Origin of the sequence: Microbacterium deferens (genome assembly GCF_045517775.1) — a bacterium.
Lineage (GTDB): Bacteria > Actinomycetota > Actinomycetes > Actinomycetales > Microbacteriaceae > Microbacterium.
Genome location: NZ_JBEUWT010000001.1, coordinates 877,724 through 894,755 on the forward strand (window position 1 = coordinate 877,724; position 17,032 = coordinate 894,755).

The 17,032-nt window shown below is 70.5% G+C and carries 15 protein-coding genes and 1 tRNA gene; 6 read left to right on the top strand and 10 right to left on the bottom strand.

Annotation, left to right across the window (positions count from 1 at the left end; translation table 11 throughout):
• Window positions 1-103 precede the first annotated feature (103 nt).
• Together ligD and ABTU82_RS04245 are read right to left on the bottom strand one after the other, a co-directional pair.
• Window positions 104-1,132, bottom strand: a complete 1,029-nt coding sequence (gene ligD, locus ABTU82_RS04240; protein ID WP_407171939.1) for a non-homologous end-joining DNA ligase — start codon at window positions 1,130-1,132, stop codon at window positions 104-106.
• Window positions 1,133-1,191: 59 nt separating this feature from the next.
• Window positions 1,192-2,214: an SseB family protein gene (locus ABTU82_RS04245; RefSeq protein ID WP_407171940.1), complete on the bottom strand. Its 1,023-nt coding sequence runs from the start codon at window positions 2,212-2,214 to the stop codon at window positions 1,192-1,194.
• 232 nt (window positions 2,215-2,446) lie between these two features.
• Here ABTU82_RS04245 and ABTU82_RS04250 point away from each other — a divergent pair, with 232 nt between their 5' ends.
• The gene (locus tag ABTU82_RS04250; RefSeq protein ID WP_165817887.1) at window positions 2,447-2,809 is read left to right on the top strand and encodes a hypothetical protein; all 363 of its coding nucleotides are present in this window, start codon (window positions 2,447-2,449) and stop codon (window positions 2,807-2,809) included.
• Here the strand turns inward: ABTU82_RS04250 and ABTU82_RS04255 are convergent.
• Together ABTU82_RS04255 and ABTU82_RS04260 are read right to left on the bottom strand one after the other, a co-directional pair.
• Complete coding sequence (locus ABTU82_RS04255; RefSeq protein WP_407171943.1) at window positions 2,806-5,253, bottom strand: ATP-dependent helicase; 2,448 nt, start codon at window positions 5,251-5,253, stop codon at window positions 2,806-2,808. The two genes, ABTU82_RS04250 and ABTU82_RS04255, sit on opposite strands and share 4 nt — an antisense overlap.
• 40 nt (window positions 5,254-5,293) lie before the next feature.
• On the bottom strand, window positions 5,294-6,169 hold the full coding sequence (locus ABTU82_RS04260; protein ID WP_116645946.1) for a CHAD domain-containing protein: 876 nt from the start codon (window positions 6,167-6,169) through the stop codon (window positions 5,294-5,296).
• Window positions 6,170-6,299: 130 nt separating this feature from the next.
• On the opposite strand from ABTU82_RS04260, the gene ABTU82_RS04265 reads away from it, so the two are divergent.
• Window positions 6,300-6,375, top strand: a tRNA-Met gene (locus ABTU82_RS04265).
• A 123-nt stretch (window positions 6,376-6,498) separates the two neighbouring features.
• On the opposite strand, the gene ABTU82_RS04270 is transcribed toward ABTU82_RS04265, so the two are convergent.
• The 5 genes from ABTU82_RS04270 to ABTU82_RS04290 all read right to left on the bottom strand — a co-directional run bounded on the left by ABTU82_RS04270 (window position 6,499) and on the right by ABTU82_RS04290 (window position 11,722).
• Window positions 6,499-8,082, bottom strand: coding sequence for a carboxylesterase/lipase family protein (locus tag ABTU82_RS04270; RefSeq protein WP_407171944.1), 1,584 nt, complete (start codon window positions 8,080-8,082; stop codon window positions 6,499-6,501).
• Window positions 8,083-8,108: 26 nt separating this feature from the next.
• Window positions 8,109-8,783 (bottom strand): GAP family protein, encoded by a 675-nt coding sequence (locus ABTU82_RS04275; RefSeq protein WP_116645944.1) that lies wholly within the window; start codon window positions 8,781-8,783, stop codon window positions 8,109-8,111.
• A gap of 44 nt (window positions 8,784-8,827) precedes the next feature.
• A complete protein-coding gene (locus ABTU82_RS04280; protein WP_407171945.1) occupies window positions 8,828-10,537 on the bottom strand; it encodes a hypothetical protein in 1,710 nt (569 codons plus the stop codon).
• A 5-nt stretch (window positions 10,538-10,542) separates the two neighbouring features.
• Complete coding sequence (locus tag ABTU82_RS04285) at window positions 10,543-11,190, bottom strand: response regulator transcription factor (protein WP_116646744.1); 648 nt, start codon at window positions 11,188-11,190, stop codon at window positions 10,543-10,545.
• A gap of 67 nt (window positions 11,191-11,257) precedes the next feature.
• Entirely contained in the window at window positions 11,258-11,722 is a 465-nt protein-coding gene (locus ABTU82_RS04290; RefSeq protein WP_407171947.1) for a MarR family winged helix-turn-helix transcriptional regulator, read from the bottom strand.
• A gap of 186 nt (window positions 11,723-11,908) precedes the next feature.
• On the opposite strand from ABTU82_RS04290, the gene ABTU82_RS04295 reads away from it, so the two are divergent.
• Genes ABTU82_RS04295 through ABTU82_RS04310 form a run of 4 tightly spaced genes read left to right on the top strand, consistent with a single transcriptional unit; the run spans window position 11,909 to window position 15,640 of the window.
• Entirely contained in the window at window positions 11,909-12,760 is an 852-nt protein-coding gene (locus tag ABTU82_RS04295) for a MetQ/NlpA family ABC transporter substrate-binding protein (protein WP_116645941.1), read from the top strand.
• Window positions 12,757-13,788, top strand: a complete 1,032-nt coding sequence (locus ABTU82_RS04300) for a methionine ABC transporter ATP-binding protein (RefSeq protein WP_407171948.1) — start codon at window positions 12,757-12,759, stop codon at window positions 13,786-13,788. The genes ABTU82_RS04295 and ABTU82_RS04300 overlap by 4 nt, the downstream gene beginning before the upstream one ends.
• A complete protein-coding gene (locus ABTU82_RS04305; RefSeq protein WP_116645939.1) occupies window positions 13,785-14,453 on the top strand; it encodes a methionine ABC transporter permease in 669 nt (222 codons plus the stop codon). The genes ABTU82_RS04300 and ABTU82_RS04305 overlap by 4 nt, the downstream gene beginning before the upstream one ends.
• A gap of 2 nt (window positions 14,454-14,455) precedes the next feature.
• The gene (locus tag ABTU82_RS04310; protein ID WP_407171950.1) at window positions 14,456-15,640 is read left to right on the top strand and encodes a pyridoxal phosphate-dependent aminotransferase; all 1,185 of its coding nucleotides are present in this window, start codon (window positions 14,456-14,458) and stop codon (window positions 15,638-15,640) included.
• Here ABTU82_RS04310 and ABTU82_RS04315 read toward each other — a convergent pair.
• A complete protein-coding gene (locus ABTU82_RS04315) occupies window positions 15,618-16,991 on the bottom strand; it encodes an FAD-binding oxidoreductase (protein ID WP_407171952.1) in 1,374 nt (457 codons plus the stop codon). The genes ABTU82_RS04310 and ABTU82_RS04315 overlap by 23 nt on opposite strands.
• Window positions 16,992-17,032 lie beyond the last annotated feature (41 nt).

Here is a 17,032-nt window from a genome sequence, read left to right on the forward strand (position 1 = left end):
GTCGCCTCTTTCCACAATATCGTGATCGGCCCGCGACACGCGACATCGGATCCGCGCACCCCGGTGTCGCCGGCGAGACGCTCACCCCGCGCACCCCGGTCCGTCAGTTCACATCGGGCTTGCGGGCGCGAGACGGCTGCACGCGGGGCGGTTCGCCCGGCATCTTGGGAAACTCGGGCGGGAACGGCAACTCGCCGAGTCCGGCGGACAGGTCGCGCTCCCACCACTGCAGCAGCACGTCGATCCGACCGCGCGTGTCGAGGATCCCGCGCCAGGGGTCGCCGACGTCGGCCAATCTCTGCGGCACGGTTCGTACGGTGAAGGCGCGCGGATCCACTCCGTCGAGCTCGTCCCACGTCACCGGGGTGGAGACGGTCGCCGCCGGGAGCGCGCGCGGCGAGTAGGCGCCGGCCATGGTGCGATCGCGGTTCGCCTGGTTGAAGTCGACGAAGATCCGCTCTCCGCGCTCCTCCTTCCACCAGTTGGTCGTCACGCGATCGGGCATCCGCCGTTCCAGCTCACGCGCCGCGGCGATCACCGCGTGCCGCACATCGAGGAACTCGTGGGTCGGTTCGATGGGGCAGAAGACGTGCAGCCCGCGGTTCCCGCTGGTCTTGATCCAGGGTTCGAGCCCCGCGTCGTGGAGTACCTCGCGCAGCCCGTGGGCGGCGGCGACGGCCTCGGCGAACCCGGTGCCGGGCTGGGGGTCGAGGTCGATGCGCAGCTCGACGGGTCGGTCGGTGTCGTCGGCGAGCGACGCCCACGGATGGAAGACGATGGTGTTCATCTGTGCGGCCCACACCGCCGACGCGATCTCGGTGAGGACGAGCTGCGGATGCGTGCGTCCGCTGTTGTAGGTGACGGTCACCGCTTCGACGTAGTCGGGCGCACCTTTCGGCGGGTTCTTCGAGAAGAAGCTCTCCCCCTCGATGCCGTCGGGAAACCTCTCCAACGACACAGGTCGGTCGCCGTTCGCCGCGAGGAACGGCTCCGCCACGGCGACGAAGTACTCGGCGAGCTCGCGCTTGGTGATCCCCGCATCCGGCCAGAGCACGCGATCGGGGCTCGACAGCCCCACCTCCCGATCGCCATCAGGGCCCGGGACGGTGAGGGTGATGCGCGGAGACGCCATTGTTCGACACTAGGGCGGCGCGCAGCATCCGTCACCCCTGCGGGGATCGGATGAGTCGACTACGAGGTCGCGTCGGTGAGGAGCGCGGCCAGCTCGCTGCGGGGCACGCGGATCCACGGTCCGCCCGGATCGACGAGCACCCCGGTGAGCCCCGCGTCGGCGGCGAGGGCTTTGCCGAGCTGATCGGCCGTGACCGGCAGGGCCTGGTCGCCGCGGCCGAGGCTGAGCACTTCGAGCGGGTGGGAGAACACCTCGAGGTAGCGGTCGCCGTCGGCCGTGCGCGATTCGGCGATGCCGACGGGCCCGCCCTCCTCGGTGCGCCGTACGGCGATCCACAGGGGCGCCTCAGCCAGCGCGGCGGCGACCGCAGGCGCCGTCTCGTCTGTGCGGGGGGTGGCGAGGAGTGTCTTGATGACCAACGTCGCGTGCGCCTCGTCGACGGCGCGCTGGAGGAGCGGCTTCGGCAGGACCGCCCGGGCAGGACCCGACGACGGGTCGATGACGATGCCCTCGTAGGGCCCGTCGAGCACATGGCGCAGCACCGTGAGAACCGGTTGCGCCATCGCGGAGGTGTCGGTGTCACCGTCGGCCTTCACGCTGGCCTGGAGAGCGGTGCCGGAGCTGTAGACGAGGACGTGCTGCTTCTCGCCGCGCCGGGTCACCGCGAGCGGCAGACCGCGGCCTTCCGCCAGCAGCGCCCGCGCATCGCCCTTGACCCGCAGATAGAGGTGCCCCTGCAGCAGCTGCCGCGCAACGTTCATCAGCGCGGTCGGTGTGGGCGGATCGGACAGCGCTGCCAGCGCATCGCGGAGAAGCACGTTGTCGTACACGCCCGGGAGCGACTCGTTCGGCGCGGGAGCCTCGGCGGGCACCGCGCGGGCCCGTGGTCGCGGGTCGGGGACGGGCGCGGCGGGCTGAGGCGCGCCCACGCCCTGGAACGTGGAGAGCGATATGCCGACCGATGCCGCGGGGTCACTCACCGGCGGGGCCGGCGGGGCCGGGACGTCGGCGGTGCCCGCCTCGGCCGGAGCCTCGGAGGTGGCCGGACGGTCGGAGTTCTTTCGACGCGAGAAGAGAGCCATCCGTTTCAGCCTAGCCCGAGGCCCCGTCCACGCATGCGGCGAATCACGCGGTCGCGGGGGTGGCGGCCCCTCGTCTCCACGGACTACGGCAACCGCACTAGCATGTACACATGCGCACGCGAGCCCCGGTCGGCGAGCACGCGATGTCGGAACCCCACGCTTTACTGGGCGGAGAGGTCGTGCCCACCTCACCCAGCGATGACGGACGTCGAATGGCGAGAGGGGAGCCCCGATGAGCGACGACGAGGTTCGGCGCCGACCCGAGAGCCGAGGCCCGTCCTGCCCCTTCGCCTGGTGCACGACGCGACACGGCCACACCACGCACGAGGCCGACGAAGACCACCGCAGCGGTGGGCGCTCGCTCACCCTGACATTGCGCGACGCACGCGACGGTGCCGCGATCTCGACGGCGGACGTCGAGGTAGGCCTCCTCCGCCGGCGTAGCGACTCGCGCACCTGGCTGGTGATCGAGAACGGCCGAGACATCCGAGTGCAGATCACCGCCGAGAGCGCGCACGATCTCCTGGAGGCCGTGCTGGCCGACCCCGCTGTGGCAGAAGAGCTCGGCGTTCCGACCGCCGAGGGCGATCGCTAGATCTTCGCGATCGGTGCGATCTTGATGAGGAGCTTCTTGGCACCGACCGTGTCGAACCTCACGTGGGCGACTCGTTTGGCGCCCTCCCCCGTCACGGCATCGACGCGACCCTCGCCGAAGTCGTCGTGCCGGATGCGATCACCCGATGCGAGCACGAGATCGCCGTTGTCGCGCACCTTCGCGGGGATGCGATTGGGAAACCTGTCGATCGCCGTCGACTTCGGCGCCAGGTCGTCGCCGTAGCGCTTCGTGCCCCAGCTGCCGGAATCGGAGCCACCCGACGGACGAGCGTTGAGGGCACGAGAGCGAGAGCCGCCGCGCGAGTTCACATCCCCCGGCGATTGGCGCCAGTCGATGAGCTCCGACGGCACCTCTTGCAGGAACCGGCTAGGCATGGCGACCGTGACCTCGCCGAACTGCGCGCGGGTCATCGCCAGCGAGAGGTAGAGACGCTTGCGCGCACGCGTGATGCCGACATAGAACAGGCGGCGTTCTTCGGCGGGCCCCCCGGGCTCGTTCGCCGAGATGCGGTGCGGGATGAGGTCTTCTTCCACACCGGTGAGGAAGACCGCGTCGAACTCGAGCCCCTTCGCCGTGTGGAGGGTCATCAGCGACACCGACCCCGACGCATCGTCGAGGTCGTCGGCGTCGGCGACCAGGGCCACTTCGCTGAGGAAGTCGATGATCGTGCCCTCGGGGTTGTTGCGGGCGAACTCGCGTGTCACCGCGACGAGCTCGTCGAGGTTCTCGAGGCGCGCTTCGTCTTGCGGGTCGCGGCTGCGCCGCAGCGCGTCGAAGTAGCCCGACTTGTTCAGCAGCAGGGTGAGTCCCTCGGCGACGGCCGTGGGGGGCGCGAGCTCGCCGGTGGCGGGCAGCATGATCGCGGTCGCCTCGGCGAGGATGGCGTCGAGCTGCGCGATAGCGGCCTGCAGCTTGGGCCCGACGCCCAGAGCAGAGGAATTCGCAAGAGCATCGCGGAAGGTGATCTGCTGGTCGGCCGCGTATCGGGCGATCGACGTCTCCGTCACGTCACCGATTCCGCGGCGCGGGCGATTCAGGATGCGGCGGAGCGCCATCTCGTCGGCGGGGTTCGCCACCGCGACCAAATAGGCGAGGGCGTCCTTGATCTCGGCGCGCTCGTAGAACTTGGTGCCGCCCATGATCTTGTAGGGCACCGCCGAGCGGATGAAGATCTCTTCCAGCGCGCGCGACTGAGAGTTCGTGCGGTAGAACACGGCCATCTGCGAGTAGTCGACGCCCGTCTTGTGCAGCGACTCGATCTCGTCGGCGACGAACTGGGCTTCGTCGTGCTGCGAGTACCCGGTGAATCCGATGATGGGTTCGCCGGCGCCCACGTCGGTCCAGAGGCGCTTCTCTTTGCGGTCGAAGTTGTTGCTGATGACGGCGTTCGCCGCCGACAGGATGTTCTGCGTGGAACGGTAGTTCTGCTCGAGCAGCACGACCTTCGCACCCGGGTAGTCGCGCTCGAACTCGGTGATGTTGCGGATGTCGGCGCCGCGGAACGCGTAGATCGACTGATCCGAGTCACCGACGACCGTGAGAGACGCGGCGTCTTCGCCGACGGGCTCGGGCTCGAAGATCATCATGCCGCCGCTGGAGGCGATCGGCGCGGCATCCGACCCGATCGGACGGGTCAGCTCGTGGATGAGCGCGTACTGCGCGTGGTTGGTGTCTTGGTACTCGTCGACGAGAATGTGCCGGAAGCGCCGACGGTACTGATCGGCCACGTGCGGGAAGGCGCGGAAGAGGTAGACCGTCTGCCCGATGAGATCGTCGAAGTCGAAGGCGTTGGATTTCTGCAGCTCGCGCTGGTAGGCGCCGAAGATCTCGACGAAGACCCGCTCGACGGGGTCGCTCATATTCGCCTGGCGCGCGTAGGACTCCGCGTCGGCGAGCTCGTTCTTCAGCTTCGAGATGCGACTCTGCGTGCCCGCCGGCGTCAGGCCGAACGCGTCGCCCTCGTGCTCTTTGACGAGCCGCTTGATGAGCGCACGGGAGTCGCCGGAGTCGTAGATCGTGAACGACTTCGTGAAACCGAACTGCTGGGCCTCGCGGCGGAGGATGCGCACGCACGCGGAGTGGAACGTGGAGATCCACATGCCCTCGGCGCGGTCGCCGATCAGCGAGCGCACCCGCTCGCGCATCTCGCCCGCGGCCTTGTTGGTGAACGTGATGGCGAGGATCTGGCTCGGCCACGCCTCGCGGCTGCGCAGCAGCGAGGCGATACGGCGCGTGAGCACGCTCGTCTTACCCGAACCGGCACCGGCCACGATCAGCAACGCGGGGCCGCGATATGTGACGGCCTCGAGTTGGGGCGGGTTGAGCCCGGCGAGCAGGTCGTCGTCGGAGCGCGAGGCGTGATCGGCCTTGTCGAAGCGCCCGGTGCCGCTGCCGACGATGAGGGGCGTGGATGCGTCGGTCATGTCCCGTCAAGTGTAGGCGCGGGCTCCGACACCCGCCCCGTCAGTCGAGCATCTTCGACGCGTCCCGCACCCTGCGGAGGGCTCGGTCGAGTTGGCCCCGCCGCCGCATCGCACGGGCGGTCGCCGCGGCGATCAGCCGGTCGTAGCCCTCCGTCGCCTCCCCCGCCCTCGCCGCGCGCACCCTCGAACGCTCGAGACGGGCGGCCAGCACGACCGCGTCACGGTGGTCGCCCAGCACGTCGTGCAGCCGCGAGCCGGCTTTCGCCGCGGCCGCCGCTGCGTCGGTGAGAGTGGCCGGCCCCGCCTCGCCGATCGCCTCGGCGGCGTACCGCAGGCGTCGCCCGGCCTTGCGCACGTCGTGCAGTCGCTCCATCGAGCCGTCCAGCCGCTTCGCGGCCTTCCGCACGCGTCGCGCCTCACGTCGCAGCACCGCGGTCAGCGCCCCGGTCGCATCGGCGTCGACCCCGACGAGCGGCGGATCGGCCGCGAACGCGTGCAGCTCCCGCATCCGCTCTTTCGCCCTCGGCTGCTCGCTCAGCGCCACCAGGCGGGCGTGCAGCCGGGCGTAGTCGGCCAGCGGCTCCTCGACGAGCCGACGCCTCATGGCATCGTCGTCGATGCCCGCAGCGGCCAGTGCCGAGGCGGCTTCGGCGGCCAGAACCTCGGCGTCGCGAACGGTGCCGAGCTGGCTCCCCCACTCGCGCAACGGCACACGCAGCCTCTGCGATCGACGGTCGTCGAGGTGATCGCGCAGCAGCGACAGGATGCTGCGCAGCCGCCGCACGCGCGTGCGCAGTGCGTGCAGGCCGTCGGGTTCGTCGGCGAGAGCCGCCTGCTCGGCGTCGAGGACGGCACCCGCCGCCCCGCGGACCATCGAACGGGCCACCTCGCCCAGGGACACGTGCGGTGCAACCATCCGCACACCCTAGTGCGGGGCCCGTCGAGGCCGCGGGGAACGACGCCCGTCACACTGACGACTCAGGGGGAAATCATCGGTCACAGACCTCGACCCGGGTGCGACCGGCGTTCTAACGTGGAACCGTCATCGCGGCGATCCGGGCGGTCCCGGGCATCGGTTCATACCCGACTGCGTGGCGGGTTCGACTCCCGCCGTCGCGTCCACTTCTGCAGGCGGTGCAGCATCCGTTCCCGGCGTAGGCCATGGCGCGGCCGTAGGCCACGTCGGTGCGAATCGTCCTACGCCGGCGCCATCTCCTTCGCCCGCAACCGGCGTGGGCAGTGCATCTAACGGAAGGTGAGTGCCTCGTCGCCCCACGCGGTACGAACGGGCGCATCGAGGTCGGGCACCAGGGTGTCGTGGGCGTCGATCACGAGGGTCGCCCGCACGGGATCGGCCCCCTCGACCCGATACGGCTCCCAGGCGGTCGCGCCGTCGGCGTCGGGGTTCTCACCCCGCGCGAATGCGGTCCAGCGCTGCTGCATCGCAACGGAGATGCTCTGGGCCGCGCGTCGACCTCCGAGACGGAACGTCGGATCCTTCGGGCCGCCGTCGAGGTTGCCCCACAGGTAGGGAAGCTCAGTCGCGTGCGTCGCGCCCAGACCGATGAGCCGAAGAAAGGGAGCTGCGTGATCGAAGCGGTAGAGCCACACGTCGGCGACGGCACCGTGCCCCTCGGCGATCCAGATCGTCGGCATGCGGAACCCGATGTCGCGGGCGATGCCGAGCCCGACGGCCCGGTGCCGGGCGTGCTCGTAGGCGGTGTGCACCTGATCGGCCGTCGGGGGGACGACCGACGGGTTGTCGGCGGCCATGTCGTCGAGCATCCGCGCGATCCGGTCGTCGGTGATGGGGATCAGCGGCGACTTCATGAACCGGAACAGCGACGCTTCGTCCTTGTTCGTGCCGATCAGAAGCGGCACGCGGATGCCTCGGCCCGCGCGGAGGGCCACGACCGGTGATTCCGGGATGAGGTCTCCGTCGATGACGGGGGCGAAGGCCAGCGTGCCCGGGTCGGCGTCGGGAACGGCGGCGTAGACCGCCATAGCGGCCGAGACGACCTCGGCGACGGGGGCGTCTCGCAACGCCCGCGCGGCGTCCGCCGCATCCGCGATGTCGATGCCGAGCTGTGCGACGAAGCGCTCCGCCACCGATCGGGCGCGCTCGACCCCGTAGACGCTCGACGCGGGTGATGACTGCGCGATAGCGCGCTGGAAGAGCCCCTCGGCCGACGGCGTGGCCAGGAGGGTGGTGACCAGTCCCCCACCGGCCGACTCGCCGAAGATCGTCACCCGGTCGGGGTCGCCGCCGAAGGCCGAGATGTTCTCGCGCACCCAGGCGAGGGCGAGGAGGACGTCTTTGAGCGCGAGGTTGCGATCGAATCCACCGTCGGGCACGAGCGCGGCGAGATCGAGGAACCCGAAGGCGCCGAGCCGGTAGTTGACCGTGACGACGATCACGTCGCCGCGGCGGACCAGCGATGTCGCGTCGAACAGCGGCTGGCTGGACGCACCGAACGTGTAGGCGCCGCCGTGGATCCAGACCATCACCGGCAGCAGCCCCGCGTCGTCTGCGACCGGCGCCCACACGTTCAGGGAGAGACAGTCCTCGTCCATGACCGCGTCGTCGCCCAGCGGCACCGCCGGGTTGAGCTGCTGCGGGCAGGCCGGTCCGAAGCTGCGCGCGTCGATCTCACCCTCGACGGGAGCGACGGCGACGGGGTCTCGCCAGCGCCGCCCGCCCGTCGGAGCTTCCGCGAAACGGATGCCGCGCCAGGCGCGAACCTCGTCGAGCCGGCCGCGGAATCGTCCGGCCGGCGCGGCCGCCAGGCAGGAGTTCTCGGAGCCGGCATCGGAGATCGAATCGGACATCGTGGCCTGCTTCCTTCGCATCGGGGTCAACCGATGAGCTGGTGGAGGAGGTGGGAGGCTTCGACCGCGGCGAGGATCGCGAAGAGCACCGTCATGATCGCGGCGTTGTGGGCGATCATCTCGGCCTTCAACCTCTCGAGCGAACGCACCACGGCGGGCGACCCCGTGGCGGCGAGCGCCGTGGGAACGATGAGGGCGAGTGAACCGGCCACCGCGAACCCGATGCACCAGAGCACGACCAGAATCGCCGGAAGGTGCGCCGCGCCGATCAGCGCCCCGCCCTTGAGCTCGAGCGGGATGTTCTTGGTGTTGGTGACGGCCATCAAGAGCCCGAGGCCGGCGGCGCGAGCGGGCGTGATCGTGTCGACCGCGGCGAGCCAGCTGGGCGGTTTCGCCTCTGCTCCCGGTTTCGGCCGGGACAGCCAGCTCGCCACGGCCAGCGCCGCGAAGCCGAGCGTGAGCACGGCGGTCAGCACGAGCACGACGATCTTGCCGCCGCCCGAGGCCGACGACGAGGCTCCGACGGCGGTGATCGCCCCCACGGCGACCACGATCAGAGACACGGCGGTGAAAGCCGCGGCATAGGCGGGCGCGGCGCTTCGCCCTCGCGCGGAGAGAAGGATCGCCACGGTTGCGACGATCGGTAGCGGCGAGATGAGCATCCCCACCGCCATCGGCAGCAGTTGGTGCAGCGCGTCCATGTCGACCTTCCGATCCGGGCCCGCATCCGGATCCGGGGACGACGCTACGGTTCGGCCGTGACGCCCTCGGCCGGATGTTCGGCTGACACGACAGCACGCGGTCCGGGCACGGCGAACGCGGCCTCCAGGACGACTCCACCTTCGACCGATCGCAGGCGCGCGCCGAGTTCGCGCGCACGCGAGTGGGGCCCGAGCCCGTCGAGCACCGCAGCCGCAGCTCGGGTGGTCACGCGAACGGTGAGATGTTCGCCCGCCCCGGTCATGGCGGCATCGACCGTGAGGGTCGTGCGGGCGGCTGCGGCGTGCTTCGCCGCGTTCAGCAGGCCCTCCGCGGCGACCTCGAACACCTGTGCGGCGAGGTCGGGATGGGCGTCGAGCACGTCGCTTGCGTCGCTCGTCACCGTGCTGGCGAGGTCGAGCACCCGCGACCACGTGCCGGCCAGTTCGGTGATCGACGACGCGCCCGTCGTCGATCGCGAGCCGGCGAAGACCCGCTCCACGCGATCGATGATCCCGTCGAGCTGCGTCGCGAGCGCCGCGAGCCGATCGGGTGTCGGGGCTGCGTTCTCGATCGCGAACAGCACGCACAACGCCTGGCCGTCGCGGTGCATGACGTCGGCTGCCTCGCGCAGCGCGGCGCGCGCAGCGCCTGTCGCGGCACGCGTCGCGCGCTGATCTGCCGCTACGGCACTCGCGAGACGGCTCTGCTCGGCACGGAGCCGGTGCAGCATCCCCGCGCACAGCGCGGCCCCCAGCGACGACCCGACGTACACCACGAGCGGCACCGTCGCCAACGCGACGCCGCCTCCGTCGGCCGCCGCGACGACCGACAGCACCGCTCCGACGACCGCCGAGAGCGCGACGAAGACGGCGGCCGAGCCGCCCCTGCGGCGCACCATCCGCAGACGACTGAGTCGGTCGACCGCCCACCCTCCTCCGACGGCGACGAGGAGGGCGAGAGCGATCACGCCGCCCGTGGCCGCACGAAGCGCGTAGGGCAGCATGCAGGCCACGTACAACGCCGTGACGGTTCCGGGCGACGGCGCGCGCAGAGTCAGCCTGTCGCGTCGCCGAGCGGGCATGCGCGCGACGGGCGGCCCCGCCGCGTCCGCTGCCCGCGCCCGCTCCGATACGGCGTGGCTCGCGGCACGGAACCCGTCGCCGACCCACCTCACCGAGGCGGCTGTCGCGCCGTCGCGACGGAGCGCACCGACGCGGTGGCGCAGATCGGCCACCGCGCCGTTCACGTCGGCTCGAGCCGCGGCCTCGAACGCCTCGCCCCGACGCTGCGCAGCATCCATCTCGGTCCGCACGGCCGACAGGAGCGCATTGGTCGCGCGCAGCGACCGCGAGGCGTCGACCACCACGGCGATCGCGGTCAGGGTGACGGTCCACACCACCACGTTCGTGAGGATGCGGAAGGGAAGCTGCGACGACGGCGGTGCGGGAACGCCGAACGCCGAGAGCAGGAGATCGTGGATCACGGGGCGCGCGGCCGCGTCGAGCAGCACGCCGACGGCAACCCACGTCGCGCGGGTGGTGACGCGCCGAGCGGAGCGCTCCACAGCAGCGACGGCCGACAGCCCGGCGACGAACGAGACCCAGCCGATGACCAGCGCCGTCAGCACGCCCGACGCGGTCGGATCGGGCACCGCCGGCGCCATGACCGTGAGCGACAGGACGAGGGAGGCGGCGATCGACCAGACCGAGATGAAGCGCCCACCGCCGAGCGCACCTCGCGCGCCGGTGGCCAATCGCCTCACCGCGACGGGCCGAAGACGGCCAGGTACTTCGTCGCCGCCGCCACGCGCGGGCTGACCGACGCGTCCCCGGTGACGCCGAGCCGGTCGAAGATGCGACTGATCGACCGCTCCACGGCACGCGTCGATGCGCCCGAGGCCTCGGCGATCTGGTCGTTCGACCACCCCCGCGCGATCATCGCGAGGACGTCGAGCTGGTGTCGGGTGAGCGCCGACAGCTCGTCGGTGTCGACGGCCGGTGGCACCGGTGCGGCGGGTGACGGATGCGTCGCCACAGCGGACTCGAGCCCCGCGAGGAGTTCGCCCGCCGAACCCAGATCGTGCTTCGACACGAAGACCGCCCGCTCCAGCCCCATCGCCCGGGCGCCCGCCGCGGCTCGCGGGTAGCTGCTCAGGAACACGATCCCGACGTGGGGTGCGAGGTTCGCGATCATGACAGCGAGCTCTGCGCCCGATGGCCGCGACCCGAGGTCGATGTCGGTGAGCAGCACGTCGGGGTCGAACGCCGCGAACACCGCCATCGCCTGCGCCGCGTCGGCGGCCTCGGCGGTCTCCCACCCATGGCGGGAGAGCATGTCGCAGACGAGCACGCGCAGCGCGGATTGGTCCTCGACGACGAGCACGCGCCGCACCCATTCCGTCCCCACGGCATCACGATAATGGAGCGCCGCCGCACCCATCGTCCACCCGCCCGAACCAGACCCCGCGCGCGCGTTACCTCTCCGGCTTCCCGTCGGTCGCGAACTCGCGATGGGCGGTCGCAACCGCCTCGAGGAACTCCGTGATCACCCGCTGCTGCTGCACCGTGAACGAGGCGCCGATCTCCTCGACGCGGTGCTCGAGGGGCGCCAACTCGACCGCGACGAGGTCACGGGCCTCATCCGTCGGAACCAAACGAAAACGGCGCCCGTCGGCCTCGTCGCGGCGCCGCTGGATGTGCCCCGACCGAACCAGTCGGTCGATGATCTCGGTCGCGGACGATCGGGTCACACCGAGGCGGACGCTGAGTTCGGCGGGGCCGATCGGAACGGCCGCGAGAGTGATGTGCTCGATCGCGGCGGCATCGGTGGTGGAGAGATTCATGCGGCGGGCGGTGACGAAACCCGCTTGCATCGTCGCATCGTGCAACTCCTGGAGGAGTGAAGCGAAGGCGGATCGCTGAGCGTCCGCGGAAGGCATGTAGTTAATATACAGCTTTGCTAGTAGTTAGATTTCCGAACTAGTTTTCGCTCCGGCCCATCGAGACTGTTGCCGACTGTGACGCCCGAAATCCCGGCATCGACCGGGGGCTGGCTAGCGTGACCCCCAGCACCGGGAGAGTTCCGCATCCGGACCCCCGAGACACTCACCGCAGAAGAGGCCCCCATGAAGCTTTTCCGTCCTGCGCTCGTCAGCGCGATCGCCGCCGTCGTCCTCGTCGCCACCTCGGCGTGCAGCGGCGGGTCGACCACGACCTCGGGCGATGCCGCCGACGGCGCCGAGAAGACGAGCATCAAGATCGGCTTCAACCCCGGCCCGTACCTCGACATGTTCCAGGGCGGCATCCTCCCGATCCTCGAGTCCGAGGGCTACTCGGTCGAGACCGTCGACTTCACCGACGGCATCGTCGTCAATGTGGCGGTCTCGCAGGGCGAGATCGACGCGAACATCATGCAGCATCCTGTCTACCTCGACTTCGTGAACGCTCAGGAGGGCATCACGAACGCCGCACTCGTGCAGATCCCCACGCCCCGTATGGGTCTGTTCGGCGGCAAGAAGTCGTCGCTCGACGACGTGGCCGACGGCTCGACCGTGACCGTTCCGAACTCGCCGTCGAACATGTACCGCGGTCTTCTCATCCTCCGTGACGCGGGATGGATCGACTTCGACGACGTCGACGACCCCAACACGGCCGACCTGTCGATCATCACGTCGAACCCCTACAACCTGAACATCACGCCCATCGAGAACGCGCAGCAGGTTCCGGCGCTGCAGGACGTCGATTACGCGACGATCCAGGGGAACTTCATCGTCTCGGGCGGCCTCGACTACGGCGACGCCCTCGCCGTCGAGGACCAGCCCGTGTTCTTCTCCAACGTGGTCACCGTGCGCGAAGACGACGTCGACTCGGACTGGGCTCAGGCCATCAAGGCCGCCTACGAGTCGCCCGAGTTCATCGAGTACATCGCCTCCGACCCGCGGTACGACGGCTACCAGCTGCCGGCCTGGTTCGAGTGAGTTCTCGCGACGAAGGGCGCATCGTCTTCGAGAGCGTCACGAAGACCTTCGGGCAGAAGGATGCGGCGACCGCGGCACTGCGCGACGTCTCGCTCGAGGTCTCTCCGGGATCGATCTTCGGAGTCATCGGATACAGCGGTGCCGGGAAATCGACGCTGATCCGGACGGTCAACGGTCTCGAGCAACCCACGAGCGGGCGCGTGATGGTCGAGGGAGTCGACATGGGCGCGCTGCGCGGGCGTGCCCTGCGCACCGCCCAGCGTCGCACGGGCATGATCTTCCAGCAGTTCAACCTGCTCGAGACCGTGCGCGTACGCGACAACGTGGCGCTGCCCCTTCGGCTCGACGGGGTCGCACCCGCCGCCGCCCGCGCCCGGGCGGAGGAGGTGCTGGACTTCGTCGGCCTCGGCGCGAAGGCCGACAGTTTCGCCTCGCAGCTCTCCGGCGGGCAGAAGCAGCGGGTGGGCATCGCTCGCGCGCTCGTGCGGAACCCCCGCATCCTCCTCTCCGACGAGGCGACCAGCGCGCTCGACCCGACGACCACGGTGCAGATCATCGAACTGTTGCGCAGCATCAATCGCGAGTACGGCACCACGATCCTCGTCGTCACCCATGAGATGGACGTCATCAAAGACCTCGCCGACGAGGTCGCCGTCATGGCCGACGGCGCGGTCGTCGAGCACGGTTCGGTGCTCGACGTGTTCGTTCACCCGCGCGCCTCGATCACGCGCGACTTCGTCACGACCGTCGTGCCGCAGGGACTCCCCGCTCGCGTCGTGTCCCACGTCGGCGGCGACAACCTGTGGCGCCTCCTGCTGCTCGACGAGCAGGTCGCCGAGCCGCTCGTGTCGCACATGATCACCGACCTCGGCGTGACGGTGAACATGCTCCACGCCGACATGACCGAGGTCGGCACGCACACGATCGGTCAGATGATCGTGAAGGTCGACGGCCCCGCCGATCGGGTGCGCTCGGCGCGGGCCTACCTCACGTCGCGGGTCGTCAGCCTCGAGGAGGTCGTGGCATGAACGGCGATCGCTGGACCCTCATCACCCCCGACATCTTCCTGAAGGCCATCGGCGAGACCCTGCAGATGCTGGGGTTCGCCCTCGTGTTCGGGTCGATCCTCGGAGTCGCGATCGGCACCTTCCTCGCCCTCACGCGACCCGGCGGCATCCTGCAGAACAGGCCCGCCAACATCGTGCTGGGCGTCTTCGTGAACATCGCCCGGTCGCTGCCGTTCATCGTGCTGCTCGTGGCGATCCTGCCCTTCACCCGCCTGCTCGTCGGCACGAGCATCGGAGTGTGGGCCGCCATCGTGCCGCTGACGGTCATGATCGCGCCCTACATCGGGCGCCTGGTCGAGAACTCGTTGCTGGAAGTGCCGCAGGGAGTCATCGAGGCCGCTCGCTCAATGGGCGCCTCGCCGTGGCAGATCTTCCGCCGCTTCCTCCTTCCCGAAGCGCGCAGCTCGCTGATCCTGGCGATCACGATCGCCACGGTCGGACTCATCGACGCCACCGCGATGGCGGGCACGGTCGGAGCCGGCGGCATCGGCGACCTGGCGCTGTCGTACGGCTACCAGCGCTACGACGGCTTCGCCATGGTGCTCACGTGCGTCACCCTGATCGTGCTGGTGCAGGGCATCCAGATGACGGGCTCGGCGATCGCGCGCCGGTACAGGCGGCGGTGACGGTGGCCGACTTCTCCCCCGCGCGCCGGGTGCGCGCCTTGCCCCCGAACTTCTGGGGCGCCATGGACCGTGAGATCGCGCACCTGCGCGCGGAGCCCGGGCCGCCGGTGATCGACGTGTCGAAGGGCAACCCCGACCTCCCGACGCCGGAGCACATCGTGTCAGCGATGCAGCGGGCCGTCGCCGACCCGGTGAACCACCGCTACCCGTCGTCGATCGGTCGACCGGCGGTGCGCCGGGCGATCGCGAAGCGCTACCGCGACGATCACCGCGTGGAGATCGACCCCGACGCGCAGGTCGCGATCTTCCACGGCTCGCACGAGGCCATCATGGCGTCGGTCATCGCGCTCGCCGATCCGGGCACGAACGTCGTGCTGCCCGACCCCGGGTACCCGCTGTATCTCTCCGCCGCCGACCTCGCCGAAGCATCCGTCGTCTCGCTGCCCCTCGACGCGCCGTCGTTCCAGCCGCGTTTCGAGACGCTCGAGGCCGTGAGCGATGCGAGCGTGCTCGTGCTGAATTACCCGAACAATCCGACCGGGGCCCTGGCGACGCCCCAGACGATGAAGCGGGCGCTCGCTTTCGCGCGTCGGGCGGGGGCGGCGTTCGTGCACGACTTCGCCTACTCGTCGCTCGGTTTCGACGGCCGTCGCCCGCTGTCGGCGCTGGCGTTCGATCCGGGGCTCGATGTCACCGTCGAGCTGCAGACGCTGTCGAAGACGTACAGCATGGCGGGGTGGCGGTTCGGCTTCGCGGCCGGCAACGCCTCCATCATCGACGCGATGGCGCGATACCAGGCGCACGCGTTCAGCACGATGTTCGGCGCGACGCAGGTCGCGGCCACGGCCGCCCTCGACGGCGACCAGAGCGCCGCCGCAGAACTCGTCGGCATCTACCGGCGGCGCCGCGATCTCGTCGTCGCGGGGCTCCGCGCCGCCGGGTGGGAGGTCTTCGAGCCCGAGGGCACGTTCTTCGTCTGGGTGCGGGTGCCCGGTGGGGCGGATGCTGCGGACTTCGCGCGCAGGCTCCGGGAGGAGCAGCGCGTGGCGGTCGCGCCCGGCGACGGGTTCGGCGAGCGCGGACGCGGCTTCTTCCGCGTCGGACTCGTTCACGACGACGCGACGCTGGCCGAACTGGTCGAGCGCCTCGCGGCGTTCGGCGCGGTCAGAGCTTCCGCCCGGGGTTGAGGATCCCGCTCGGATCGAACACGACTTTGACGGCACGCTGCAGCTCGCGGATGCGCGGCGGCACCTCGCCGTCCACCGCGAAGAGCTTCACCGACCCGATGCCGTGCTCGCCGGCGACCGTTCCCCCGAGTCGCTGAGCCAGCACGAGGAGTTCGCGCTCGGCTGCGCGCGCCCGCGCGGTCTCGTCGGGGTCGGTCGGATCGAACACCACCGTCGGGTGCAGGTTTCCGTCGCCCACGTGACCGGCCAGGCTGATCTCCACGCCCAGGCGCACGCGCAGGTCGACCACGGCGTCGGCCAGCACGGGCAGCCGCGACCGCGGCACCGCGAGGTCTCCGTGGGTTGCTCCACCGCGCACCGCGACGAGACCCGGACTCAGCGCACGGCGGGCAGCGAACAGCGCGTCGAGCGCCTCGGGCTCGTCGGCGCGGGTGACGGTCAGTGCGCCGTGCGCGCGGAAAGCGGCTTCGAAGCCGTCGAGGTCGGCGACGCTCCCGATCTCCTCGTCGGTGACCGCCAGGAGCCACGCCTGCGCACCGTCGGGGATGCCGAGGTCAGGACGCACGAGACGGATGCCGCGCAGCGCCACGTCGTCGAGGAACTCGAGCGTCGACGGCAGGCGCGACCCCGACGCGATGACGTTCGCCGCGGCGAAGGCCGAGGCCGCGTCGGGGAAGACCGCCGACACTCCTTTGCTCGGCCCGGGCGCGGGCAGGAGTGCCAGGGTCGCCTCGGTGATCACGCCCAGCGTGCCCTCCGATCCCACGAGAAGACTCGTGAGGTCGAGCCCTGCCACGCCTTTCACGGTCTCTGACCGTGTGCGCACCACCTCTCCGTCGGCGAGCACGACCTCGAGGCTCCGCACTGCATCGCGCGTCACCCCGTACTTCACGCAGCGCATGCCGCCCGCGTTCGTTGCGATCGTTCCGCCGATCGACGCCCACTCGGCCGAGGCGGGGTCGGGCGCGTAGAACAACCCGGCGGCGGCCACCGCGCGCTGGAGGTCGGCGACGACCACCCCCGGCTGCACCACCGCGACGCGATCGACCGGGTCGATCCGCACGATGCGGTCGAGGCGCCCGAGATCGAGGAGCACGGCGCCCTCGATCGCCGCCGCCGCCCCGACGAGGCCCGACCGCGCGCCCTGCGGCACGACGGGCACGCCCGCGTCGTTCGCGGCGCGGAGAACGGCGGAGACCTCGTCCGTCGAACGCGGCCGCACCAGCACGGCGGCAGCCGGCGGGGTCGTGCGCGAGGCGTCGGAGGCGTGCGCCGCCACGACCCGCGGATCGTCGATCACCGCCGCATCGCAGAGGAGGTCACGGAGCGTTTTCACGAAAGCGGCGGCCACCGCTCCACCGTACGGATGCACCGGGCGCGGCGGCGCGTCGC